Here is a 24,174-nt window from a genome sequence, read left to right on the forward strand (position 1 = left end):
TTCAGGCTGCTTAAGCTTCGGTTCAGCGTGGCCACAAGAGCATCCCGCCATGCTGATCGACTTCGCGCCGGCTCGGGCGCGCACGCGCGAAAGCCGCGCGGTTCCCTACGTCGTCGCCGCGGTCGCCTTCGCCGGGTACGCCGCCTGGTCGCTGCAGCGGCTGCGGACGTTCGACGCGAGCGGGTTCGACCTGGGGATCTTCGAACAGGCGGTGCGGTCCTACGCGCACGGGCACTGGCCGGTGTCGGACCTGCTCGGCCCCGGCACGCCGACGCTCGGGGACCACTTCCACCCGATCCTCGCGCTGCTGGCGCCGTGTTACCTGCTGTGGCCGTCGCCGGGGTGCCTGCTGGTGGCCCAGGCCCTGCTGTTCGCGCTGTCCGCGGTGCCGGTGACGCGGTGCGCGATCCTGGTGCTCGGCTCCCGCCGGGGCGCGCTCGTGGGTGCCGGGTACGTGCTGTCGTGGGGGCTGCTGTCCGCGGTGAACTTCGACTTCCACGAGGTCTGCTTCGCCGTGCCGATGCTGGCGTTCACCGCCGAGCACCTGCTGCACGGGCGGTGGCGGCCCGCGGTCTGGTGCGCGCTGCCGCTGGTGCTGGTCAAGGAGGACCTGCCGCTGACGCTCGCCGCGGTCGGCGTGGTGCTGGTGCTCAACCGGCAGCGGCGGCTCGGCTGGACGGTGCTCGTCTTCGGCGTCGCCGCTTCGGCGCTGCTGTTCCTGGTCGTGTTGCCGGCCCTGAACCCGGCGGGGGCGTACGCGCACGGCGGCGGCTTCAACCCGTTCAGCGGGGCGATCGTCAAGGTTTCGATGCTGCTGGCCCTGCTCGTGCCGACGGCGTTCGCGGCGCTGCGGTCGCCGCTGCTCCTCCTGGCGGTGCCGACGCTGCTGTGGCGGCTGGTCTCGGCGAACGACCGCTACTGGGGCATGGGTTACCACTACAGCGCGGTGCTGATGCCGGTCGTGTTCCTCGCCGGCGTGCACGGCGCCCGGCGGTTCGGCGGGTTCAAGCGGTACCTGCCGGTGTGCGCGGTGGTCGTCGGCCTGGGTTCGCTGGGCCTGCAGGCGGCGCACCTGACCAGCGGCGTCTGGACGCCGTCGCAGCGGGCCGGGATCGACGCGGTACTGGCCCGGATCCCGGACGGCGCGACGGTGCTGGCGTCCAACCGGCTGGCCCCGCGGCTGACGTCCCGCTGCACGGTGCTGTTCTTCGACGGCGGGACGGACCAGCGGCCGGAGTGGGTGGTCGTCGCGACGCCGGAACAGTCCTGGCCGACCACGCTGCAGACGAAGGCCGCGGCGCTGGCGGACCTGGAACACACGGGGTACCTGCGCGTCGACGGGACGGACTCCGTCGTGCTGCTCCACCGTGAGTAGGAAACTCGCAGCGGTAACCGGCCAGTCGGGGGGCGTGCCGGCCGGTTACCGCCGCACCGAGGAAGAGGGAACCCTCCGCCAGGAATGACGCGCGGCCCCACGCTTCACTCGATCGAGTGACGCCGGGGGTCCAGACCCAAGCGCCCCAATGTGGCGTTGGTTGCGTCCAGCGCACCCAATGTGGCGTTCGGTGCGTCTGACGCACCGAACGCCACATTGGGTGCGTTGAATCGGCACTGCGCCGCGGAGCGCCTCCGTTGAGGGTGGTGGCGGGGGCATGGATGGAGCAACCAACGCCACATTGGGGCGCTCGGGGCCGGCGTGACGTGCGGCCGGTCACGTAGTGGGGATATTCGGGAGCCCGGGCCGTCACGCACGGCTATCCTTGGACCGAGAATGTCCGAGCCATCCCTCTTCCCAGCGCTGCGTGCGCGCCTGCCCGAGCTCATGCCGCGTGACGAGCAGCGGCTGCGCCGGCGGCTCGAGGGCGCCCGCAAAGCCCGTGACCGTGACGCCGCCCTCGCGCAGATCTCCGCCGACATCGACAAGGCCGAGCTGCGCGTGCAGTCGCGGCGCGAGAGCGTGCCCAAGATCGAGTACCCCGAAGAGCTGCCGGTCAGCAGGCTCAAGGACGAGATCGCCGCCGCCATCGGCAAGCACCAGGTCGTGATCGTCGCGGGGGAGACCGGCTCGGGCAAGACCACCCAGCTGCCGAAGATCTGCCTCGAGCTCGGCCGCGGCATCCGCGGCCAGATCGGCCACACCCAGCCGCGGCGGCTGGCCGCCCGCACGGTCGCCGACCGGATCGCGAGCGAACTGAAGACCGAGCTCGGCGAGACCGTCGGCTACAAGGTGCGGTTCACCGACCAGTCCGGGCAGGACACGCTGGTCAAGCTGATGACCGACGGCATCCTGCTCGCCGAGATCCAGACCGACCGGTCGCTGCGCCAGTACGACACGCTGATCATCGACGAGGCCCACGAGCGCAGCCTCAACATCGACTTCATCCTCGGCTACCTCAAGCAGCTGCTGCCGCGCCGCCCGGACCTCAAGGTCATCATCACCTCGGCGACGATCGATCCGGAGCGCTTCTCGAAGCACTTCGACGACGCGCCGATCGTCGAGGTCTCCGGCCGGACCTACCCGGTCGAGACGCGCTACCGGCCGCTCGTCGACCCCGACGATCCTGAAGGGGACGACGAGCGCGACCAGACCCAGGGCATCCTCGACGCCGTCGAGGAGCTGTGCGCCGAAGGGCCCGGCGACATCCTGGTGTTCCTCTCCGGCGAGCGCGAGATCCGCGACACCGCCGACGTCCTCAACCGGGCGAACCTGCGCAACACCGAGGTCCTGCCGCTGTACGCGCGGCTGTCGGCGGCCGAACAGCACCGCATCTTCCAGTCCCACACCGGACGCCGGGTCGTGCTCGCGACCAACGTCGCCGAGACGTCGCTGACCGTGCCGGGCATCAAGTACGTCGTCGACCCGGGCACCGCGCGGATCTCGCGCTACAGCCACCGCACGAAGGTGCAGCGGCTGCCGATCGAACCGGTGTCGCAGGCGTCGGCGAACCAGCGCAAGGGCCGCTGCGGCCGGACGTCGGACGGCATCTGCATCCGGCTGTACTCCGAAGAGGACTTCGAGGCGCGGCCCGAGTTCACCGATCCCGAGATCCTGCGGACCAACCTCGCCTCGGTCATCCTGCAGATGACGTCGCTGGGCCTCGGCGACATCGCCGCGTTCCCGTTCGTCGAACCGCCGGACCGCCGCCAGGTCGCCGACGGTGTCGGGCTGCTGCAGGAACTGGGGGCCTTCGACAGCGTCAGCTCCTCGGACCGGCGCCTCACCGACATCGGCCGCAAGCTTGCGCAGCTGCCGGTCGACCCGCGGATGGGCCGGATGGTGCTGGAGGCGGCCCGCAACGGCTGCGTCCGCGAAGTCATGATCATCGCCGCCGCACTGTCCATCCAGGACCCGCGCGAGCGGCCGGCCGAGAAGCAGCAGGCGGCCGACGCCCAGCACGCGCGGTTCGCCGACCCGACGTCGGACTTCCTCGCCTACCTGAACCTCTGGGAATACGTCGCCGAGCAGCAGAAGGCGTTGTCCGGCAACCAGTTCCGCCGGATGTGCCGCACCGAGTACCTGAACTACCTGCGCCTGCGCGAGTGGCAGGACATCTTCAGCCAGCTGCGCCAGCTGGCCAAGCCGCTCGGGATCTCGCTGAACACGAACACGGCCCCGGCCGACCCGCAGCGCGTGCACACGTCGCTGATCGCCGGGCTGCTCTCGCACATCGGGCTCAAGGACCCGGCCAAGGGCGACTACCTGGGCGCTCGCGGCGCCCGGTTCGGCGTGTTCCCGGGCTCGGCGCTGTTCAAGAAGCAGCCGCGCTGGGTGATGTCGGCGGAGCTGGTCGAGACGTCGCGGCTCTGGGCGCGGGTCAACGCGCGCATCGAGCCCGAATGGGTCGAGCCGCTGGCCCAGCACGTCGTGAAGCGGTCGTACTCCGAGCCGCACTGGGAGCGCAAGCAGGGCGCGGTGATGGCGACGGAGAAGGTGACGCTGTACGGCGTCCCGCTGATCGCCGACCGCCGCGTCAACTACGGCCGGATCGACCCGGAGCTGTCGCGGGCGCTGTTCATCCGGCACGCGCTGGTCGAGGGGGACTGGCAGACCCGCCACCACTTCTTCGCCGAGAACCGGGCGCTGCTGGAAGAGGTCGAGGACCTCGAAAACCGGGCGCGGCGCCGCGACATCCTGGTCGACGACCAGACGCTGTACGAGTTCTACGACGCGCGGGTCCCGGCGGACGTCGTCTCGGTGCGCCACTTCGACAGCTGGTGGAAGAAGGCGCGCCACACGGACCCCGATCTGCTGTCGTTCGAGAAGTCCATGCTGATCAACGAGTCCGCGGGCGCCGTCCGCGAGGGCGACTACCCGGACTCGTGGACGCAGGGCACGCAGGTCTTCAAGCTGACCTACCAGTTCGAGCCGGGCGCGGACGCCGACGGCGTCACCGTGCACGTGCCGCTGCCGGTGCTCAACCAGGTGACGCCGGACGGGTTCGACTGGCAGGTGCCGGGGCTGCGGGCGGAACTGGTCACGCAGCTGATCAAGTCGCTGCCGAAGGCGTTGCGCCGCAACTTCGTCCCGGCGCCGGACACGGCCCGTGACGTCCTTTCCCGGGTGTCCCCTTCGGACGGTCCGCTGCTCGAGGTGCTCGGCCGCGAGCTGCGTGCGCTGCGCGGGATCACGGTGCCCTACGCGGACTGGGACCTGGCTTCGGTGCCGGACCACCTGAAGATGACGTTCCGGGTGGTCGACGAGCGCGGCAAGCGCGTCGCCGAAGGCAAGGACGTCTCGGAGTTGCAGCGGCGGCTGGCCCCGAAGGTCCGCGAGACGATCTCGAAGGCGGCCAACACGCTGGAGAAGGCGGGCCTGACGAAGCCGTCGTTCGGGAGGCTGCCGCAGGTGTTCTCTTCGCACCAGCGCGGTCACGACGTCAAGGCGTACCCGGCGCTGGTGGACGAGGGCGAGTCGGTGGCCGTGCGGCTGCTGGACACGCCGGCCCAGCAGGAACACGCGATGTGGGCGGGCACGCGGCGGATGCTGCGGCTGAACCTGAACTCGCCGATGAAGTTCATCACCCGGTCGCTGTCCAACTCGTCGAAGCTGGTGCTGAACCGCAACCCCCACGGCAGCGTCGCGGCGCTGCTGGAGGACTGCGTCGACTGCGCGGTGGACGCCCTGATGACGTCGGCGGGCGGCCCGAAGTGGGACGAGACCGGCTTCAAGGTGCTGCTGGAGCAGATCCGGGCCGGCCTGCACCCGGCGGTGCTGGACGTGCTGACCGAGGTGGAGAAGATCCTCCGCGCGGCCAACGACGTCGAGGTGCAGCTGTCTTCGTCGCGGGGCCCGGCGGAGTCGCTGGCGGACATCCGGGGCCAGCTCGCCGGGTTGGTGTACCCGGGGTTCGTCACGGGAACGGGTGCTTCGCGGCTGCGTCACGTGGTCCGCTACCTGCAGGGAATCTCCCGGCGGCTGGAGAAGCTGCCGTTGGAGCCGACGAGGGATCTTCAGCGCACGGCGGACATCGCGTGGATAACCCGCGAGTACGCCGACGCGCTGGCTTCGCTGCCGCCGGGAACGTCGTCCCCGGCGCTGCGGGAGGTGCGGTGGATGATCGAGGAGCTGCGGGTTTCGTTCTTCGCGCAGACCTTGGGGACCGCGCATCCGGTGTCGCTGAAGCGGATCACGAAAGCCCTGGACGACGCTCTGGCGTGACGCCGGTAATGTCCGGCTCCCCACTTCCGGCGGTTGACCGCGTCCCTTCGCGGGTCAAGCCTGGGGCGGCTGGACAGTCTCTGGGAAAGGACTTTCCGATGTCCTTGGGTGTTTCGTCCGCCAAACGAAGAATTCTCGCCGCCTGCGCCGCGCTCCTCCTGCCGCTCCTGCTCGCGCCCGCCGCGCATGCCGCCGCGGAGCCGCGGCACCACGTGCCGAATCCGCTGCTCAAGGAGCGGTTCGCCGACGAAGAAGAGGAAGACGGCGACGATCCCGCGCTGTCCGCGCTCTGCCAGAGCTACCTCGGCAAGCCGAACCCCTACCGGCCGCTCGCGCCGAACACCGACGTCATCAACGGCGACACCATCGTGCCGACCGGCAGCCAGACCGGCTGCAGCACCGCCCAGAACGAGACCACCATCGCCGTCAACCCGGAGAACCCGCGCAACATCGTCGCCGGGGCGAACGACTACCGGCTCTACAACACCCGCGAGGCCCGCAACGACTCCGGCGGCTTCGCCTACACCTCGTTCGACGGCGGCCGGACCTGGGCGAACGTCCAGCTGCCGCACCTCGACTACCCGACCGGGGCGGCCGCGCCACTGTCCTACATGGACGCCGCCGGTGATCCCGCCATCGCCTTCGGGCCGCACAACACCGTCTACTACGCGACTCTCGTGTTCAGCCGCGCGGAGGTGCCGGACGACCAGCAGCTCGCCAGCGGCATCGCCGTGTCCGTGTCCCACGACGGCGGACGCAGCTTCGGCGACCCGGCGATCCTGCACCTCGACGGCGTCACGCCGGCGGGCACGCCGACGCCCACGAACATCTTCAACGACAAGGAGTGGATCGCCGCCGACCCCGTCTCCGGCGACGTCTACGTGACCTGGACGCAGTTCACCTACGACACGAGCGGCGCGTTCACCGAGTCGCCGATCGTCGTGTCGAAGTCCCGCGACTTCGGCCGGACGTGGTCGCCGATGCGCCGGGTTTCGCCGTCGCTGACCGGTTTCCCCGGCGGGATCACGCCGTTCGGCAGCGGCTCGAACCCGGTGGTCACCCGCGACGGGACGCTCCAGGTCGCGTACGAGACGTCGGTGTGCGCGACGGCCGCGTGCGACCAGCCGGCCGACCACGACGCCGTCGTCGTGGCGACCTCGCGTGACGGCGGCCGGACCTTCCGGCACACCGAGGTCGCGCTCGACTTCGACTTCCCGGTCGACGAAGACGTCGCCAACAACGCGCTGACCGGCGAAAACTTCCGCGTCAACAGCTTCCCGCAGCTGACCTACGACCGGCTGACCGACCACCTCTGGGTGACCTGGGCCGACGACCGCAACGGCACCTACCGCGACGGCGAGTCGGTGCGGACGAACGGCGACGCGTTCTTGAGCGGCTCCGACGGCCGGCACGGCTGGTCGAAGCCGGTGAAGATCGGCACGGGCGCCGACGAGGTGTTCCCCGCGGTCGCGGCACTGGCCGGGCGGGTCGCGGTCACCTTCTACACGCGCGCCTACGACCCGCGTGGCATCGGGCTCGACTACGCCTACGCCACCGGCTGGGGCGACCGCTTGTCCCCGCTGCGCAGGATCACCACGCAGACAGCGAACCCGCAGGTCCAGTTCGTCTCGACCGGCGCGGTGACCGGCAAGGAACTCCAGGGCGTGTTCATCGGCGACTACACCGCGGCGGCGGTCGGCGCGGACTTCCGGCTGCACCCGTGCTGGACCGACTTCCGCGGCAACCCGGGCCGGACGTTGCCGAACCAGGACGTCGTGACGCAGACCCTGCCGATGTTCCCGTAGTGCCGCGAGCCGCGGCGGCCGCTCCGGGGGCATGGGGCGGCCGCCACGGCATGCCTGGGGGGTCGGCTCGCGTGATTGGGGCCGGGACTCGTGTGATTGGGGCCGGATCTCGCGTGATTGGGGCCGGGTCTTGCGTGATTGGGGCCGGATCTCGCGTGATTGGAGGGGCATCTCGCGTGATTGGGGAGGCATCTCGCGTGATTGGCGGGGTATCTCGGGTTACTTGGCGTCGGCGTAGGTGTCTACTGCTGCGGTTTGCATCGGGAAGCGGACCGGGCAGGCCGGGCCGAACAACATCCGGGCCGCTTCCGTCACCGAGTCCGTGATGGCGGCGGACACCTGGGACGCCAGGGCGGCCGGGGTGTGGACGATGACCTCGTCGTGCTGGAAGAAGACCAGGTGGGCCGGTGCGGGGAGGCGGGAGCGCAGCGTCGCGAGCATCACCGCCGTCATGTCCGCCGCGCTCGCCTGGACCACGAAGTTGCGGGTGAACCGGCCCCAGCCGCGCGAGGCCCGGCGGGCCTTCAGCTCCGCCGCTTCGTCCGACGCCAGCCCGCCGGTCAACGCGCGCCAGGCCGCCGAGGGCGCCGGGGACGTCCGGCCCAGCCGGGAGCGGACGCGCTCGCCGCGCTCACCCGCCTGCGCCGCGTGCTCCACATAGGACACCGCGTCCGGGAAACGCTGCCGCAGCAGGCCGAGCAGCGGGCCCGCTTCGCCGGACGTGCCCCCGTACATCGCCGAAAGCATCGCGATCTTCGCCCGGGCGCGGTCGTCGCGGTCGTCGTCGGCGGCCGGCACCCATCGGCCGCCGGAGAACAGCGCCTCGCCCAGCCGCGCGTACAGGTCCGTGGCCGCCGCGACGTCGGCCAGCCGCCGGTCACCCGACAACGCCGTGAGCACCCGCGGCTCCAGCTGGGCCGCGTCGGCCACCACCAGCTTCCAGCCCGGGTCCGCGCGGACGCACGTCCGCAGCACCTTCGGGATCTGCAGCGCCCCGCCTCCGCGGCTGGCCCACCGCCCCGACACGACCCCGCCGACGACGTAGTGCGGGCGGAACCGGCCGTCGGCGACCCACTCGTCGAGCCACGCCCAGCCGTTCGCGGTGTACAGCCGGGACAGCTCCTTGTACTCCAGCAGCGGCCCGACCGCGGGGTGGTCGATCCCCTTCAGCAGGTACTTCCGCGCCGCCGGCACCTCGATGCCCTCGCGGGCCAGCGCCCGGACCACGCTCGGCGGCGAGTCCGGGTTCACCGGCCGCCCGCCGAACGCCGCGCTGATCTTCGCCGCCAGCTCGACCAGTGCTTTCGGCCGCTGCCCGGCGGGCACGCGCGGACCCAGCCGCGCCGCCAGCAGCTCCTCGTGCACGTCGGCGCGCCAGGGCAGGCCGTCGGCCGACATCTCCGCCGCGGCCAGCGCGCTCGCCGACTCCGCGGCCAGCAGCAGCCGCATCCGGTCCGGGTGCTCGGTCGCCGCCACCCGCCGCTCCTGCTCCGCGAGCACGCGCCGGACCGCCGTGACGACCGTCACGCCCTCGGGCAGCGTCGGCACGCGGGTCTCGAACAGCGTCGGCTGCGCCAGCTCGACGACCGCCGAGTCCGGGGGCGGCTCCTCGCCGTTCGCCCTGGCCCAGGCCGCGCGCAGGCTCCGCGACTGCGTTTCCGCGCCCTCGTACGCCAGCAGCAGCCCCTCGGCCAGCTCGAGGTCGTAGCAGCGGCGCACCCGCAGCCCGGCCGCCAGCAGCACCGGGTAGGTCGCCTCCACCGACGGGAACACCCACCGCGGCGCGTGTGACGCCTCCAGCTCACGGGCCAGCGCCACGAATCCCGCCTCGTCCAGGCCGGACACTGTGTCCGAGGGCGTGTGCACGGTGAAGCTCGCGTCCTCCTCCCGCCCGGCGATCACCTGCACCCCGACATCATGCCGACCACCACCGACAATTTCGGGGCGCGGGTGTCACTGCCGGTTTCCGCCCGCTCGCGGGCTGGTGCGTTCGGCCTACGGTTGGTTTACTCTCCAGTAGCTCCCATACCGCCGGTACGCCCGCCGTCGGCGTGGGCTCTCTTCCCGCAGCAACGGAGGTGCCTGGATGAGCCTGGTCGAGCTGGCCACGACGGTGGCGGACAAGGTGACCGAGACGGTGCGCAGCGTCGACGTGATGCGGCGAGCGGGCCTGGTTCCGTTCCCCCGGCTCGACGAGGGCGTCCGCTCGCTGGTCGCGCTGCGGAAGTTCGGCCCGTTCGCCGGCGCCAACCACATCTCCGCCCGCCGCGACCCGGCCGCCGTCGGCATCGTCGACGAGCTCGGCCCGCTCACCTACAAGCAGCTCGACGACCAGTCGAACGCGCTGGCCAGGGCCTGGTCCGAGCGCGGCATCCAGCCCGGCCAGGTCGTCGCGGCGCTCTGCCGCGACCACCGCGGCCTGGTCCTCACGATGGCCGCGTCGGGCAAGCTCGGCGTCCGCCTGCTGCTGATGAACACCGGCTTCGCGAAGCCGCAGCTGGCCGACGTCGCCAAGCGCGAAGGCGTCACCGCGCTCGTTTACGACCAGGAGTTCACCGGCCTGCTCGACGCGATCCCGGACGGCGTCGAGCGCTACCTCGCCTGGGTCGACCCGGGCGCCGACCTGACCGACCGGACCGTCCCGGTGCTCGACGAGATCATCGCCGGCACCGACGACCGGCCGTGGCCCGCGCCGGCCAAGCCGGGCGGTTTTGTGCTGCTGACCAGCGGCACCACCGGCACGCCGAAGGGCGCGCCGCGGCCGCACACCTCGGCGCTGGCGTCGGCGCAGTTCCTCGACCGGATCCCGCTGCGCTCGAACGAAGCCACCTACATGGGCGCCCCGCTGTTCCACGGCACCGGCCTCTCGCAGTTCATCCTGTCCTTCGCGCTCGGCTCGAAGGTCGTCATGCGGCGCAAGTTCAGCCCCGAAGAGGCGCTGCGCGGCGTCGCCGAGCACAAGTGCACCGCGCTCGTGCTGGTGCCGACCATGCTGCAGCGCATCGTCGACCTGCCGAAGGAGGTCCGGCAGCAGTACGACACGTCCGCGCTGCGGATCATCTTCGTCGCCGGCTCGGCGCTGTCGCCGGACCTGGGCAACCGGGCCAACGAGGCGTTCGGCCCGGTCGTGCACAACCTCTACGGCTCGACCGAGGTCGCGGTGGCGACGGTCGCGACGCCGGAGGACTGGACGAAGGCCCCGGGCACGGTCGGCCGCGCCCCGGTCGGCTGCAAGGTGGCGCTGTACGACAAAAAGGGCCGCAAGATCACCGAACCCCACGTGACCGGCCGCGTGTTCGTCGGCAGCGGGCTCAGCTTCGGCGGCTACACCGACGGCCGCCACAAGGAGATCATCGACGGCCTGCTCTCCAGCGGCGACGTCGGCCACTTCGACGAAGACGGCCTGCTGTTCATCGACGGCCGCGACGACGAGATGATCGTCTCCGGCGGCGAGAACGTGTTCCCGATCGAGGTGGAGAACCTGCTGGTCGAGCGCGAAGACGTGCTCGAGGCGGCGGTGATCGGGGTGCAGGACCCGGAGTTCGGGCAGCGGCTGAAGGCCTTCGTGGTCCGGGCCGACGGGGCGGACCTCGACGCCGACGAGGTCCGCGACTACGTCAAGGCGAACCTGGCCCGCTACAAGGTGCCGCGGGACGTCGAGTTCCTGGACGAGCTGCCCCGCAACGCAACCGGGAAGGTGCTGCGCACCAAGTTGCGGTGACGACCGAGGCTTCGCCTCGGGCCGGGGGCTTCGCCACCCGGACCCCCGAAAGCGTCATGACCCCCGCTGGACGTTGACGATCCGCCAGCGCCCCTCCCGGCACTCGGCCACCACCGTGCAGGTGACGCCGTCGCGGTGCCCGGTCGCGACGCCGACCGACGGCGTCACCTGCAGGCGCGTCCACCGGAACGCGCCCGCCGGGACGCGGCCGGGCCAGCCGGCCTTGCCGAGCACGCGCCCGGCCGGGCCGTCGCCGCGGAAGCCGTCGGCCAGCAGCGGCGCCAGCGCCTCGGTGTCGCCGTCCGCGTCGGCGTCCCGCCAGCGGGCGAGCAGTTCCTCGAACGTCTCCACGGCTTCGAAGGTCGCAGGCACCGGGTAGCCGAACATCGGCCACCTGGCCGAGATCCGCTGGCAGACTGGCCGGGCCATGACTGAGACGAAACTCCTGCCCGCCGGCACGGTCACGATCCTTTGCGCCGGTGACGCCGCCCCGGCCGTCTTCACGACCCCGGCCGAGGCGCTCGCCGCGCTGAGCGGCGGCCCGGCGGCCGTGCACACCGGGGACGTGCTGATCCGCGGCGACGGCACGCCCACCGGCCCCGCGGTCCGCCGCTGCGCCCAGCTGCGCGCGCTGGCCGAAGACGGCCGGGTCCTCGTCTCGGCGCGCACCGCGGCGGCCCTCGGGGACGCCGTCGCGCTGCACGACCTCGGCGTCCACCGCCTGCCGGACCTCACCGCGCCCGAGCGGGTCTTCGAACTCGGCGAGCCGCCCGATCCGCGGCCGCTGCGCTCGCTCGACGCCGTCCCGAACAACCTCCCCGTGCAGCTCACCGGGTTCGTCGGCCGTGACGCCGAGGTCCTCGACGTCCGGCGGCGGCTCGCCGGGACGCGGTTCGTGACGCTGGCCGGCCCCGGCGGCAGCGGCAAGACGCGGCTGGCCGCGCAGGTCGCCGCCACCACCGAGTGGCCCGGCGGGGTCTGGTGGGTCGAGCTCGACGCCGTGACCGGGCCCGCCGAGGTCGCCGACCGCCTCGCCGCGACACTCGGTGTGCCGGTGGAGCCCCACGTCGGCGCGGCGCGCTCGGTCGCGACCGAACTGCGTGACCGGCGCGTCCTGCTCTGCCTGGACAACTGCGAGCAGGTCCTCGACGGCGTCGCCGACGTCGCCGTCGAACTGCTGCGCTCGTGTCCCGAAGTCGCGGTGCTGGCGACCAGCCGGGAGCCGCTGGGCGTGCCGGGGGAGACGGTGTGGCGGGTGCCGCCGCTGGCCGTCGACGAGGCCGTCGCGCTGTTCGTCGAGCGCGCGGGCGCGGTCCGGCCGCTGTTCACCTTGGACACCTCCAGCGCGGCCGCCGTCCGGTCGATCTGCACGCGGCTCGACGGCATCCCGCTGGCCGTCGAGCTGGCCGCCGCGTGGCTGGGAACCCTGGCCCCGCACCAGATCGACGCCGGCCTCGACGACCGGTTCGCCCTGCTGACCCGCGGCCCGCGCGGGGTGCCGGCGCGGCAGCGGACCCTCGAAGGCTCGATCGCGTGGAGCCACGACCAGCTCGACGCCGAAGACCGCGCGGTGTTCCGGCGGCTCGCGGTGTTCGCCGGCGGGTTCACCCTGGACGCGGCGGGCGGCCCCGCCGTGCTGCCCGCGCTCGGCCGGCTCGTCGACAAGTCCTTGGTGCTGGCCGAAGACGGCCGGTACCGGCTGCTGGAGACGCTGCGCGAGTACGCGGCGGCCCGGCTGGCCGAGGCGGGGGAGACCGAGACCGTCCGCGACCGCCACCTCGACCACTACCTGGCGCTGGCCGAGGCCGCCGAGCCCGAGCTCGACCGCGACAAGGACGCCTGGCGGGCGCGGGTGGAACCCGAGCGCGACAACCTGCGCGCGGCCCTGGAATGGGGGCTGGCGCAGGACGATCCCACCCGCGGCCGCCGGCTCGCCGCCGCCGTCGCGTGGCTGTGGAACCTGCACGGCCGCGGCCACGAGGGCCTGGCCCACCTGAAACGCGCGGTCGCCCGATGCCCTGGCGAGCGGTCGGCGCTGCAGGCCCGGCTGCTGACCGGGATGGGCCTGGTCGCGGACACGACGGCGCCGTTCGACCTCGAAGCCGCGCGGCTGGGCTTGGAGATCGCCACCGAACTCGGCGACACGAGGCTGCGCGCGCGGTGCCTGTCGCTGACCGCCCTCGGGCACCTGTACACGGACCTGGACACCGCTTGGGACCTCGCCGTCGAAGCCGGTAAGGAGGCCGATGGCTTCGCGCGTGACAGTGCGTTGATGCTGCGCGGAATCATCCGGACCGTCCGCGATCGCCACGACGAGGCGGCACCGCTGCTCGCCGAAGCGGCCGAGGGTCTGCTCCGGCGCGGTGACCGCGGACTCGCCTCGACCGTCCTCAGTGTGCAGTCGGCCAGTGCGCTGGCGGCGGCGGACCTGCCCCGTGCGAGGGAATTCGCCGAGCGCGCCGTCGAGGTCGCCGGGCCGCTGGGGGACTTCCACCGGGTCAACACGACGCTGTGCCGTCTGGCGCTGTTGCACTGTGCGGCGGGGGACGTCGAGGCCGGGTTCCGGGTGATGGAACCGTTCCTGCGGCTGGTCGAGATGGCGGGTGACGTCTTCGTGCCCGGCATGGCCGGGGTACTGGGCGAACTCCACCGGCGGCGCGGCGAGTTCGAAGCCGCGTTGCGCTGGTTCGAGCGCGAAGCCGTGCCTGGCACGTACATGGCGGCGCAGGGACTCCCCGAGCGCGGCGCCGTGCTGCGCGCACTCGGCCGCACCGAAGAGGCCTCGGAGGTGCTCGCGACCGCCGTCGACCTCACCCGCCGCTGGTCCCTGCCGTCGCCGCTGGCCGACGCCCTGGACCAGCAGGGCTACCTGGCGGAGCCGGAGCAGGCCGCCGAGCTGCACCACGAAGCGCTGAGCCTGCGCCTCGACCACGGTCTCCGGCTGGGGGTCCTGGCCAGTCTCGACGCCCTGACGACACTGCTCGCACGCACCGGCCGCGAGGGCGACGCCGCGCGCGTGCTCGTCTCGGCTTCACAGGCCCGCGCCGAGCTGGGCTTCCCCCGCCGTCCTTCCGAACAGGCGGAGCTGGACCCCTTCGGGCTCGCGACGGCCGAGCCGCCGATGAACCTCGACGACGTCGTCGCGTTCGTGCGCCGGGCCCGTGGCAGCCGCGGCCGGCCGTCGAGCGGCTGGGGGAGCCTGACGCCGACGGAGCTCGAGGTGGTGAAGCTGGCGGCCGAGGGCTGCACCAACCCGGAGATCGGGACCCGGCTGTTCATGAGCCGCGGCACGGTGAAGACGCACCTGGCGCACGTGTACGCGAAGCTGGGCATCGCGAACCGCACGGAGCTGGCCACCCTCGCGGCGGCCCGGCTGAGCTGACGGTCAGTCCCAATCGATGCCGAAGACGCCGGGGCCGAAGTCGAACGCCACCGCGTGGACGCCGTCGGCGCCGTCGAGTTTCAGGGGACGCCGGGCCAGGGTGCCGTTCGCGCCGTTGCGGGAGTACTGCCAGCAGCGGCCGGGTGCGGTGCCCGGGGCGAACCGGACCTCCAGGAGGTACTCCCGCACCGGGCGGCGGAACTCGCGGTAGTGGGTGTTGCGGCACTCCGGGTACGGCGGGCCGCCGTTGGTCAGCGTGTACTCGATCAGGTGTGTCTCGCCCCGGTTGATCGGCTGGTCGAAGAGCAGTTCGGCGACGATCAGGCCGTGCGCCTCGTCGATCTCGGCGCGGCCGACCCGGCAGTTGCGCACGGCGTGCAGCTCGGGCGCGCCCGCCGCCGGGTCGTCCTGGGTGTACACCAGCAGCCAGCGGTCCTGGCCGTCCGCGACGGCCTGGAACACCGCCCGCGCGGTCACCGCGCGCTGCCCGCCGTCTTCGGCGATCTCGCACAGGTCGTGCAGGCCGACCATCTTGAGCGGCTGCCGGCGGTCGAGCGCGTGCGGCGCCCCCACCTTGTCCAGCAGCGGCTGCAGCACCTCACGCGGGAACGACATCGGCTCGCCGCCGGCGTGGCGCTTCCCGGCGCCGCCGCGGGGCCGGGGCGGTGGCAGCAGCCCGAGCAGGGAACCGGCGGGGACGTCGAGGATCTCTTCGAGTGTGCGAACGGCCGACAGGGAGCTCTGGCGCTCCGGCTGCCGCTTGCCCGACTGCCAATAACTCAGTGCGGTGACGCTGACGACGACGCCGCGCGCCCGCAGCCGCGCCTGGATCCGGTCGAGCGACAGCCCGCTGGTGGCGATGGCCGCGCGCAGCCGGATCGCGAATTCGGTGCGCCCGTTCTCCTGGCCGTCACCCGCCGCGCTGCCCGCCATTGCTGAAATCACGACCCGCCCCGTGCCGTCCCCCGACGATCCCCGTCACGAGCACGTTAGCAGGATTCCCCGCGCTTCCCGCGCCCCTCTTCGACGGCGTCGCCGGGAACCGCCACTCGGGCGAACGGGCTAGTACTGGCAACTGTGAACCATTGCCCCGGCCTGGGCGGACGCGCTTTCATGACTTGCCTGCGCCGGTGGCACCGCCTCCCCCTCACGGCCCACCCGGGCGCAGGTGCGACCGGCCGCGAGAGCGGTTCCGGCTCCGGTTCACCCGGCCGCGTTGTGCGACCGGCCGGTGTGGCCGCGCGATGACCGGTGGCCCGGCGACGCCCCCAGCGCCGGGCCACCGGTCTTGTTACCACCGGGTAGCTCCGCCTTCCTCCCCGCCACCACCCTCAACGGAGGCGCTTCGCGCCGCTGTAAATTCTTGGCATGACGCTCCGGAAGAACATCCTGATCACCGGCGCCAGCAGCGGGTTGGGCGAAGGCATGGCCCGCCGGTTCGCGGCGAAGGGGCGAAACCTCGCGTTGTGCGCGCGGCGCACCGAGCGGCTCGAAAAGCTGGCCGCCGAGCTGACCGCGGCGCACCCGGGGATCAAGGTCGTCACGCGCACCCTCGACGTCACCGACCACGACCGCGTGTTCACCGTCTTCGAGGAGTTCCGCGCCGAGCTGGGGTCCCTCGACCGGGTGATTGTGAACGCCGGGCTCGGGAAGGGCCAGCGGGTCGGCACGGGCCGCTTCGACGCCAACCGCCAGACCCTCGAGGTCAACTTCGTCGCGGCCGCGGCGCAGATCGAGGCCGCCGCCGGGATCTTCCGGGAGCAGGGCGCCGGCCACCTCGCCGTCATCTCGTCGTTCAGCGCGCTTCGCCCGTTCCCGGGCAACCTCACCGCGTACGCCGCGTCGAAGGCCGGGATCTCGGCGTTCGTCGACGGCACCCGCATCGAGCTGAAGCGCAAGGGCATCGCCGTCACCGACGTCCGGCCCGGCTACATCGAGTCGGAGATGAACGACCGGATCGGCCGGAACCCCTTGCTGGCCAAGGCCGAGACCGGGGCCAAGGCGCTGGTCAAGGCGATCGAGGCCGAGCCGGCCCGGGCCTACGTCCCGGCGTGGCCGTGGGTGCCGCTGAGCGTCGTCATGCGCGTGGTGCCGGCCGCGCTGCTGCGGAAGTTCGCGTGAACGCCCCGGTCGAGGTCCGCGCGGAGGACGCCTTCGACACGGGCGCGGTGCACGCCTGGCTGAGCGCGAAGGTCGAGGGCCTCGGCGACGAGCCGCCGCACGTCCGGCAGTTCCCCGGCGGCGCGTCCAACCTGACGTACCTGCTGACCTACCCGGACCGCGAGCTGATCCTGCGCCGCCCGCCGGCCGGGCACAAAGCGGCGTCGGCGCACGACATGCGGCGCGAGTACCGCGTCCAGCACGCGCTGAAGCCGGTGTTCCCGTACGTGCCGCGGATGGTGGCGTTCGGCGACGACCCGGCCGTGCTCGGCGGCGACTTCTACGTCATGGAGAAGCTGGACGGCCTGATCCTGCGCGGCGACCTGCCGCCGGGGATGACGCTGACCCCCGAGCAGGCGCGGGAGCTGTCCGGCAAGGTCGTCGACCGGCTGGTCGACCTGCACGCCGTCGACGTCGGAAAGGCGGGGCTGGCCGACCTCGGCAAGGGCGCGGGGTACGTCGATCGGCAGATCCGCGGCTGGTCGGAGCGGTACGTCGCGGCGCGCACGGACAACGTCGGCGACTTCGCCGAGGTGCGTGCGTGGCTGGCCGCGAACCGGCCCGCCGAAGTGAAGATCTGCCTCATCCACAACGACTACCGGCTCGACAACCTGGTGCTCGACGGCCCGTCGACGCTGAACATCACCGGCGTCCTCGACTGGGAGATGGCCACGCTCGGCGACCCGCTGATGGAGCTGGGCAGCATGCTCGCCTACTGGGTGCAGGCCGGCGACGACGACGCCATGCACGCGAGCCGCCGCCAGCCGACGCACCTGCCCGGCATGTTCACCCGCGAGGAGTTCGTCGCGCGTTACGCCGAGAAGGCCGGGCTTTCCGTCGGGAACTGGCAGTTCTACGAGGTCTACGGCCTGTTCCGGCTCGCCGCCGTCCTGCAGCAGCTGTACCGGCGCTACCGCGACGGCGCGACCCGCAACCCGGCGTTCAAGGACTTCTGGCAGTTCGTCGGCTACCTGGACTGGCGCTGCCGCGAGATCATCGCGAAGGGACGTGTCTAGTGGGCGCGATCTACCTCGTCCGCCACGGGCAAGCGTCCTTCGGTGCGGCCGACTACGACGCGCTGTCCCCGCGCGGCTTCGAACAGTCCACTGTGGTCGGTGCGGAACTACTGCGGCGCAACGTTTTCTTCGACCAGGTCCGGTCCGGTTCGCTGGCCCGGCAGCGTGACACGGCGGCCACGGCGCTGAAGGTGCTCGGCAGCGACGTCCCGGTGGTCGAGGACCCGCGCTGGAACGAGTACGACCACGTCGACATCGCGCTGCACCACGCCGGGGGTGCCCCGCAGGAGGACTCCCGGGCCTACCAGGGGCTCCTGGACGCGGCGCTGACCGCGTGGGTCGAGGCCGGCGCCGCCGGGCCGTGCGCCGAGACGTGGCCCGCGTTCCTCGCGCGGTGCCGGGCCGCGCTGGCCGACCTGGTGGCGTCGCTGGGCAAGGGCGAGCACGCGGCCGTGTTCACCTCCGGCGGCGTGATCGCCACGATCTGCGGTGCGCTGCTGGGCACCCCCGAAGCCGGGCTGCTCAAGCTCAACCGCGTCACGGTCAACGGCGGGATCACCAAGCTGGTGTCCGGCCGCGGCGGCGTCACGATGCTGTCGTTCAACGAGCACCCGCACTTCGAGGCCGACGCGGCCTCGTTGCTCACCTACCGGTAGGAGGCGCCCCATGCGGTTCGGCGAGGTCACGCTGTACCCGGTGAACGGCAACGGCCCGGAGGACGTCGTCGTCGACGGCGAGGGCCGGATCTACACCGGCGTCGACGACGGGCGGATCCTGCGGCTGGCGCCCGACGGACGCACGATCGACGTCATCGCCGACACCGGCGGCCGCCCGCTCGGGCTCGAGCTCTACGGCGAGGACGAGCTGCTGATCTGCGACGCGCGCGCCGGGCTGCTGGTGGTGCCGCTCGCGGGCGGGACGCCGTCGGCCCTGGCGACGTCGGCACTGGGCCTGGACTTCGTGTTCTGCAACAACGCGGCGGTGGCGGCGGACGGGACGATCTACTTCACGGACTCCTCGCGCCGCTTCGGCATCGACCACTGGCGCGACGACCTGATCGAGCAGACGGCGGGCGGCCGCCTGCTGCGCCGCGCCCCGGACGGCTCGATCGACCTGCTCCTCGACGGCCTCCAGTTCGCCAACGGCGTCGCGCTCGCCCCGGACGAGTCGTTCGTGGCGGTGGCGGAGACGGGCGCGTGCCGGGTTTCGCGGGTGTGGCTGGGCGACGGCCGGTCCGACGTCCTCGTCGACGGCCTGTGGGGGTTCCCGGACAACATCTCGACCGGCACGGACGGGCTGATCTGGATCACCCAGGCGTCACCGCGGGTGGCGGCCCTCGACGTGGCCCGGCGGTTGCCGGCCGTCCTGCGGGCGGGCATCCGGCGGCTGCCGGCGTCGTTGCAGCCCCGCCCGGGCCGCGAGGTCGGTGTCCTGGGCGTCGCGGCGGACGGCACGGTGGCCCGGGAGCTGCGTGGCGAGATCCCCGGGTTCCACATGCTGGTGGGCGTCCGCGAGTGGCGCGGCCGGCTGTACTTCGGCTCTTTGGAGGAGTCGGCGATCGCGGTGACACCTACCATCGGGTGATGCTGAGCAACGTCCGGATCGAAGCGCGCATCCCCACCCAGGACCTGGCCCGCGCCCGGCGCTGGTACGCCGAGAAGCTCGGGCTCGAGGCGGTCGAGGAACGCGAAGGCGGCTTGCGGTACGAAGGCGCGTCGGGCGTCTTCTGCCTGTACGCCTCGGCGGGGGTGTCCGACGCGTCGTTCACCCAGGTGGCGTTCTACGTCGACGACCTCGAATCGACGGTCGCCGTGCTGCGCGAGCGCGGGGTGGAGTTCGAGGAGTACGAAGGCATGCGCGGCAGCGTCATGGAGATCCGGGGCAACTACCCGAGCAAGGGCAGCGGCGAGCGGGCCGCGTGGTTCCGCGACAGCGAAGGCAACCTGATCGGGCTGGGCGAAGTGGTGCCCTGACGGGCTATCGCCGTCTAGACGAGACGTCTCGTCCAAACAATTGCGCGGTATGGTTTCCGCATGCCCGCCGCGAATCCCCCCAGGGCCCGCTCCGGCAACCGGCGCGATGAGGCCGCCCGCCTGGCGGTGCTCCACGCGGCGGAGGACCTGCTGGCCGAGCACGGGTTCGCGGCGCTGACCGTCGAGGCGATCGCGCGCCGGGCCGGCGTCGCCAAGCAGACGATCTACCGGTGGTGGCCGTCGAAGGTCGAGATCCTGCTCGACTCGCTGATCGAGGACAGCGCCGGCTGCCTGCCGGTCCCGGATGCACCGACGGCGGACGCCATCCACGGCTACCTGCGCGCGTTCGCCCGCTTCCTGAACGGCAACCCGGCGGGCCAGGTCCTGCTCGCGCTCCTGGCCCAGGCCCAGCACGACGCGGCCACGGCCACGAGTTTCCACGAGCGCTACCTCGGTCCGCGCCGGGCGCAGGAACGCGAACTGGTGGCGCGAGCCATCGAGGCGGGCGAGATCGCGCCCCGGCTGAGGATCGACGCGGCGCTGGACGCCGTGCTCGGCCCGCTGGTCTACGGCGCGCTCACCGGGGCGGTGGTGTCCCGGGATGCGGTGGACACGCTGTTCGAGGAGCTGCTGAGGCCGCGGGTTTGAGTTCTCCCGCCCGGGATCGCTCCCCGGCCGGGGTCAGCGGCCCGTCCAGTGCGGCTCCCGGCCCGCGGACCAGGCCGCGTAGAACTCCTTGTGGTCCTTTGCCGTCATCAGCAGCGCCTGCGTGATCGCCTCCAGCTCGATCGCGCTGCCCAGGTCCATGTCCAGCTCGCGGGTCAGCAGCACCTTCGTCGTCGCGTACGCCAGCGCCGGGCCGTCCGCCAGCCGGCGCGCCAACGCCGAAGCCGCATCCGGGAGCTCCGAGTCGGGAACGACCTGCGAAGCCAGACCGATCTCCAATGCGCGCGAAGCCGGCAGCTTGTCGCCCAGGATGAGCAGCTCCGTGGCCCGGCCGAGGCCCACGAGCCGCGGCAGCAGGTACGCCGATCCCATGTCCGCCCCGGCCAAGCCGACCTTCGTGAACAGGAACGCGAACTTCGCCGACTCCGCCAGCAGCCGGAAGTCGCTGGCCAGGGCGATCACCGAGCCCGCGCCCGCCGCGACGCCGTTGACCGCCGCGATCACCGGGAGGGGGCACTCGCGCAGGGCCTTCACCACCGCGCCCGTCATGCGGGTGAACTCCAGCAGCTCCGCCGTCTCGAACTTCTGCAGCTCACCGATGATCTCTTCGACGTCGCCGCCCGAGCAGAACCCGCGGCCCTCGCCGGTGATCACCAGCACCCGGACGTCCTCGTGCTGCGGGAGCTCGATGATCAGGTCCCGCAGGTCCGCGTAGACGTCGAACGTCAGCGCGTTCAGCTTCGCCGGCCGGGTGAACGTCACGGTCGCCACCCCGTCGGCCACCGTGAACGCGAAGTGCTCCCACTCCTTCGTCAGCGGGGCTGTGGCACGGAACGGGCTCATGACTGGATTCCTCCGCCGTCGAGTACGAGGGTCTGGCCGTTGATCGCGGCGGCTTCGGGTGCCGCCAGGAAGGAGACGGCGAACGCCACCTCCGCAGGTTCCAGGAGCCGGCCGAGCGGGGACGCCGCAGCCAGTGCCGCTTCCGCCTCCGAGGCGGAACGCCCGGACCGCGAGACGATCCGCTCCACCGAGGTCGCCGTCATGTCGGTGCGGACGAACGCCGGGCACACCGCGTTCGCCGTGACGCCGGTGCCGGCCAGCTCCGCCGCCACCGCGCGCATGAACCCGACCGCCGCGTGCTTCGACGCCGTGTAGCCGGCCGTGTAGCGGTAGCCGACGTGCGAAGCCGTCGACGCCACCGTGACGATGCGGCCGCTGTCGCGCGAGCGCATTCCGTCCAGTACCGCGCGCGTGCAGAGGAACGCGCCGGTCGCGTTCACCTCGAACTGCTCGCGCCAGTCGGCCAGCGACGTCCGCGAAACCGGGGCGCTCGACGAAATCCCGGCGTTGTTCACCAGTACGTCCACCGGTCCCGCCGAAGCGAAGTAGGCAGCCACCGCTTCCTCGTCGGTCACGTCGCAGTCCGCGCGGCCCGGCGCCAGCACCGTGTCGCCGGCCGAACGGAACCGGGCCGCGATCGCCGCGCCGATGCCGCGGGTGCCGCCGGTGACCACCACCAGGCGGCTCACGGGCGGGCCGCCAGAGCGCGCCGGTCGAGCTTTCCGTTGGCGGTGCGGGGGAGTTCCGGCATGAAGACCACCTCGCGGGGGTACTTGTGCTTGGCCAGGTGGGCTTTCGCGTGGTCCTTCAGCTCATCGGCCGACACCGGAGAGCGCACCACGACGTACGCCCGCGGCACGACCAGGCCGTCGACCTCGTGGCCGACCACCGCGCAGTCGGTGACGTCCGGGTGGCCGAGCAGGCAGTCCTCGATCTCGCCGGGCGCGACGAACACACCGCCGACCTTCAGCAGCGCGTCGGCGCGGCCGTGGTGGCGGAAGTACCCGTCGGCGGAGCGGCTGAACAGATCACCCGAGGTCAGCGTGTCGCCGTCGAACGTCCGCGCGGACTTCTCCGGGTCGCCGAAGTACTCCAGCGCGATCGTCGGCCCGGTCACCCGCAGCGGCCCGATTTCCCCGTCCGGCAGCGAATTTCCGAGCTCGTCGACGACCTGCGCGGTGTAGCCGGGCACCTCGGTGCCGAGCGTGCCGGCTCGCGCGGCGCCCGGGCGGTTCGACAGGTAGATGTGGTACGCCTCGGACGAGCCGATGCCGTCCACCACCGGCACCCCGAAGGCCGCGTCCCACTTCCGGTGCAGTTCCGGCGGCAGCGCCTCGCCCGCCGACGTCGCCATCCGCAGGCAGCTCAGGTCCTGCTCCGCCGCGGCCGGGTGGGCGACCATCGCGCTCATCATGGTCGGCACGTTCACCAGGACGGTCGGCCGGTACTTCGTGATCAGCTCGAACATCAGGTCCGCCGTGCTGCGCTGGGGGAACGCGATCCCGGCCGCGCCGACGCCGAACGGGAACAGCGCCACCAGATCGCGTGCGTAGCCGAAGAACAGCTTCGGCACGGCGAGGACGCGATCGTCTTCGCGCAGACCGAGGACTCCGACGGCGTACCGCTCGAAGCTCTCCTTCGGGCTGCGCAGGGGGTGCACGCACGCCTTGGGGGCGCCGGTGCTGCCGGTGGTGAACTTCCAGATCCCGACGTCGTCCACAGTGGTCGGTGCTGCGTCCAGGGTGTCCGGCGCCGCGTCGGCCAGTGTCCGGAACGGACGCTCGCCGGGGAGCAGCTCCGCTTCGGGGACGCCCGTGACGAGCAACCCGGTGGCGCCCGCCGCGCGCAACGCGGGCAGCGTGACGGCGTCCGCGAGCACCACCACGGCCTCGGTGTAACCGAGGTAGTAGGCGTAGTCCTTGGGCTGCAGGAACGGGTAGACCTCGGCGGTGACCGCGCCGATCTTCTGCGCGCCGTACCAGGCCGCGACGAACTCGTCGCCGTCGCTCAGCGCCAGCAGCACCCGCTGTCCTGTTCGGACACCCGAGTCCAGCAGCACGTTGCCGACGCGGTTCGCCGAGGCCGCGAGCGACGCATAGCTGACCTGACGGTCTCCGACGTACAGGGCGGTCCGGTCACCCCGGCCTTCGGTCACGTGCCGGTCGAGGAAGTGCGTGGCGAGGTTGAACGGCTCACTCACGGGTCAGCTCCCGGATCGCTTCCACCAGCAGGTCGGTCAACGTCGAGAACGTCTCGGTGCCTTCTTCGGCGGTCGCTTCGGCGGGCGCGCCGCAGTACGCGCCGGTCATCCCCATCGCGAGGAAACCGGCGTCCCGGGGAGCGGCGGCGAGGCTGACCGGCACGTGCGGCAGCTCCCGCATGACGGCCTGGTCGACCAGCTCGGGCCGGTCGGCCAGCACCAGGGACGTCTCGTAGCGCCCGGCGTGGCACTCGCCGGACCGGAACTCGTCGGTCAGCCGCTGCGCGTGCCGCCGCCGGACCAGGTCGAGCAGGGCGACGCGCCCGTCGTAGGCGAAGTTCAGCGTCTCCACGGCTCGCCGGAGCGTGACCAGGTGCGCGGGCTCGAAGTGGTTGTTGACCAGCAGGATCCGCCGGAGCCGCTGGCCGATCAGCGCCGCGCCGATGTCGACGAGCAGCGAGTGCAGCGTCTCCTCGCCGATGTGGACCCCGCCGGCGAACCCGGCCGCGAACCGCGTCACGCCGTAGGGCACCTCGGGCAGGACCAGCACGTGGACGTCTTCGTCGGCGGCCAGCCGCTCGGCCGCGCGCTCGCACATCCCGCGCGAGATCAGCGGGTCGGTCCCCAGCGGCGCGTGCGGGCCGTGCGGCTCGATCGCGCCCACCGGGAGCAGCAGCACCGGGACGCGAGGGCCGTCCACCAGCGCGGCCACCTGCGGCGAGCTGAGGTCCGCGAAGTACGTCACGCAA

At 72.3% G+C, this 24,174-nt stretch carries 18 protein-coding genes; 11 read left to right on the forward strand and 7 right to left on the reverse strand.

What is annotated here, in order from left to right:
• The first annotated feature begins 49 nt into the window (after positions 1–49).
• The 3 genes from Q5425_RS21760 to Q5425_RS21770 all read left to right on the forward strand — a co-directional run bounded on the left by Q5425_RS21760 (position 50) and on the right by Q5425_RS21770 (position 7,464).
• Positions 50–1,375, forward strand: a complete 1,326-nt coding sequence (locus Q5425_RS21760) for a DUF2079 domain-containing protein (RefSeq protein WP_308674108.1) — start codon at positions 50–52, stop codon at positions 1,373–1,375.
• A gap of 396 nt (positions 1,376–1,771) precedes the next feature.
• Positions 1,772–5,659, forward strand: a complete 3,888-nt coding sequence (gene hrpA / locus Q5425_RS21765) for an ATP-dependent RNA helicase HrpA (RefSeq protein WP_308674109.1) — start codon at positions 1,772–1,774, stop codon at positions 5,657–5,659.
• Between the two features lie 98 nt (positions 5,660–5,757).
• Entirely contained in the window at positions 5,758–7,464 is a 1,707-nt protein-coding gene (locus Q5425_RS21770; RefSeq protein ID WP_308674110.1) for a sialidase family protein, read from the forward strand.
• Between the two features lie 219 nt (positions 7,465–7,683).
• On the opposite strand, the gene Q5425_RS21775 is transcribed toward Q5425_RS21770, so the two are convergent.
• Entirely contained in the window at positions 7,684–9,372 is a 1,689-nt protein-coding gene (locus tag Q5425_RS21775) for a bifunctional 3'-5' exonuclease/DNA polymerase (RefSeq protein ID WP_308674111.1), read from the reverse strand.
• A gap of 178 nt (positions 9,373–9,550) precedes the next feature.
• On the opposite strand from Q5425_RS21775, the gene Q5425_RS21780 reads away from it, so the two are divergent.
• Positions 9,551–11,185 (forward strand): acyl-CoA synthetase, encoded by a 1,635-nt coding sequence (locus tag Q5425_RS21780; RefSeq protein ID WP_308674112.1) that lies wholly within the window; start codon positions 9,551–9,553, stop codon positions 11,183–11,185.
• Between the two features lie 54 nt (positions 11,186–11,239).
• Here Q5425_RS21780 and Q5425_RS21785 read toward each other — a convergent pair whose 3' ends face one another.
• Positions 11,240–11,614 (reverse strand): nuclear transport factor 2 family protein, encoded by a 375-nt coding sequence (locus Q5425_RS21785; protein WP_308674113.1) that lies wholly within the window; start codon positions 11,612–11,614, stop codon positions 11,240–11,242.
• Between Q5425_RS21785 and Q5425_RS21790 the strand changes: the two genes are divergently transcribed.
• Positions 11,613–14,567, forward strand: coding sequence for a LuxR C-terminal-related transcriptional regulator (locus Q5425_RS21790; RefSeq protein ID WP_308674114.1), 2,955 nt, complete (start codon positions 11,613–11,615; stop codon positions 14,565–14,567). The genes Q5425_RS21785 and Q5425_RS21790 overlap by 2 nt on opposite strands.
• Positions 14,568–14,570: 3 nt before the next feature.
• Here Q5425_RS21790 and Q5425_RS21795 read toward each other — a convergent pair whose 3' ends face one another.
• On the reverse strand, positions 14,571–15,500 hold the full coding sequence (locus tag Q5425_RS21795; protein ID WP_308674152.1) for a hypothetical protein: 930 nt from the start codon (positions 15,498–15,500) through the stop codon (positions 14,571–14,573).
• Between the two features lie 435 nt (positions 15,501–15,935).
• On the opposite strand from Q5425_RS21795, the gene Q5425_RS21800 reads away from it, so the two are divergent.
• From Q5425_RS21800 to Q5425_RS21825, 6 genes are read left to right on the forward strand one after another with little or no spacing between them, the layout of a single operon-like run.
• Complete coding sequence (locus Q5425_RS21800; protein ID WP_308674115.1) at positions 15,936–16,688, forward strand: SDR family oxidoreductase; 753 nt, start codon at positions 15,936–15,938, stop codon at positions 16,686–16,688.
• Entirely contained in the window at positions 16,685–17,743 is a 1,059-nt protein-coding gene (locus Q5425_RS21805) for a phosphotransferase family protein (protein ID WP_308674116.1), read from the forward strand. Before Q5425_RS21800 ends, Q5425_RS21805 begins: the two co-directional genes overlap by 4 nt.
• Positions 17,743–18,399, forward strand: a complete 657-nt coding sequence (locus tag Q5425_RS21810; protein WP_308674117.1) for a histidine phosphatase family protein — start codon at positions 17,743–17,745, stop codon at positions 18,397–18,399. The genes Q5425_RS21805 and Q5425_RS21810 overlap by 1 nt, the downstream gene beginning before the upstream one ends.
• Positions 18,400–18,409: 10 nt before the next feature.
• Positions 18,410–19,327 (forward strand): SMP-30/gluconolactonase/LRE family protein, encoded by a 918-nt coding sequence (locus tag Q5425_RS21815; RefSeq protein WP_308674118.1) that lies wholly within the window; start codon positions 18,410–18,412, stop codon positions 19,325–19,327.
• Entirely contained in the window at positions 19,327–19,716 is a 390-nt protein-coding gene (locus Q5425_RS21820; RefSeq protein ID WP_308674119.1) for a VOC family protein, read from the forward strand. The genes Q5425_RS21815 and Q5425_RS21820 overlap by 1 nt, the downstream gene beginning before the upstream one ends.
• Before the next feature lie 60 nt (positions 19,717–19,776).
• Complete coding sequence (locus Q5425_RS21825) at positions 19,777–20,364, forward strand: TetR/AcrR family transcriptional regulator (RefSeq protein WP_308674120.1); 588 nt, start codon at positions 19,777–19,779, stop codon at positions 20,362–20,364.
• Positions 20,365–20,397: 33 nt separating this feature from the next.
• Here Q5425_RS21825 and Q5425_RS21830 read toward each other — a convergent pair whose 3' ends face one another.
• From Q5425_RS21830 to Q5425_RS21845, 4 genes are read right to left on the reverse strand one after another with little or no spacing between them, the layout of a single operon-like run.
• Positions 20,398–21,225, reverse strand: a complete 828-nt coding sequence (locus Q5425_RS21830; protein WP_308674121.1) for an enoyl-CoA hydratase family protein — start codon at positions 21,223–21,225, stop codon at positions 20,398–20,400.
• A complete protein-coding gene (locus Q5425_RS21835) occupies positions 21,222–21,914 on the reverse strand; it encodes an SDR family oxidoreductase (protein ID WP_308674122.1) in 693 nt (230 codons plus the stop codon). Before Q5425_RS21835 ends, Q5425_RS21830 begins: the two co-directional genes overlap by 4 nt.
• Positions 21,911–23,425: a benzoate-CoA ligase family protein gene (locus Q5425_RS21840; RefSeq protein WP_308674123.1), complete on the reverse strand. Its 1,515-nt coding sequence runs from the start codon at positions 23,423–23,425 to the stop codon at positions 21,911–21,913. The genes Q5425_RS21835 and Q5425_RS21840 overlap by 4 nt, the downstream gene beginning before the upstream one ends.
• Positions 23,418–24,170, reverse strand: a complete 753-nt coding sequence (locus Q5425_RS21845) for a creatininase family protein (RefSeq protein WP_308674124.1) — start codon at positions 24,168–24,170, stop codon at positions 23,418–23,420. The genes Q5425_RS21840 and Q5425_RS21845 overlap by 8 nt, the downstream gene beginning before the upstream one ends.
• Positions 24,171–24,174 lie beyond the last annotated feature (4 nt).

It is taken from the genome of Amycolatopsis sp. A133 (assembly GCF_031082405.1).
Taxonomy (GTDB): domain Bacteria; phylum Actinomycetota; class Actinomycetes; order Mycobacteriales; family Pseudonocardiaceae; genus Amycolatopsis.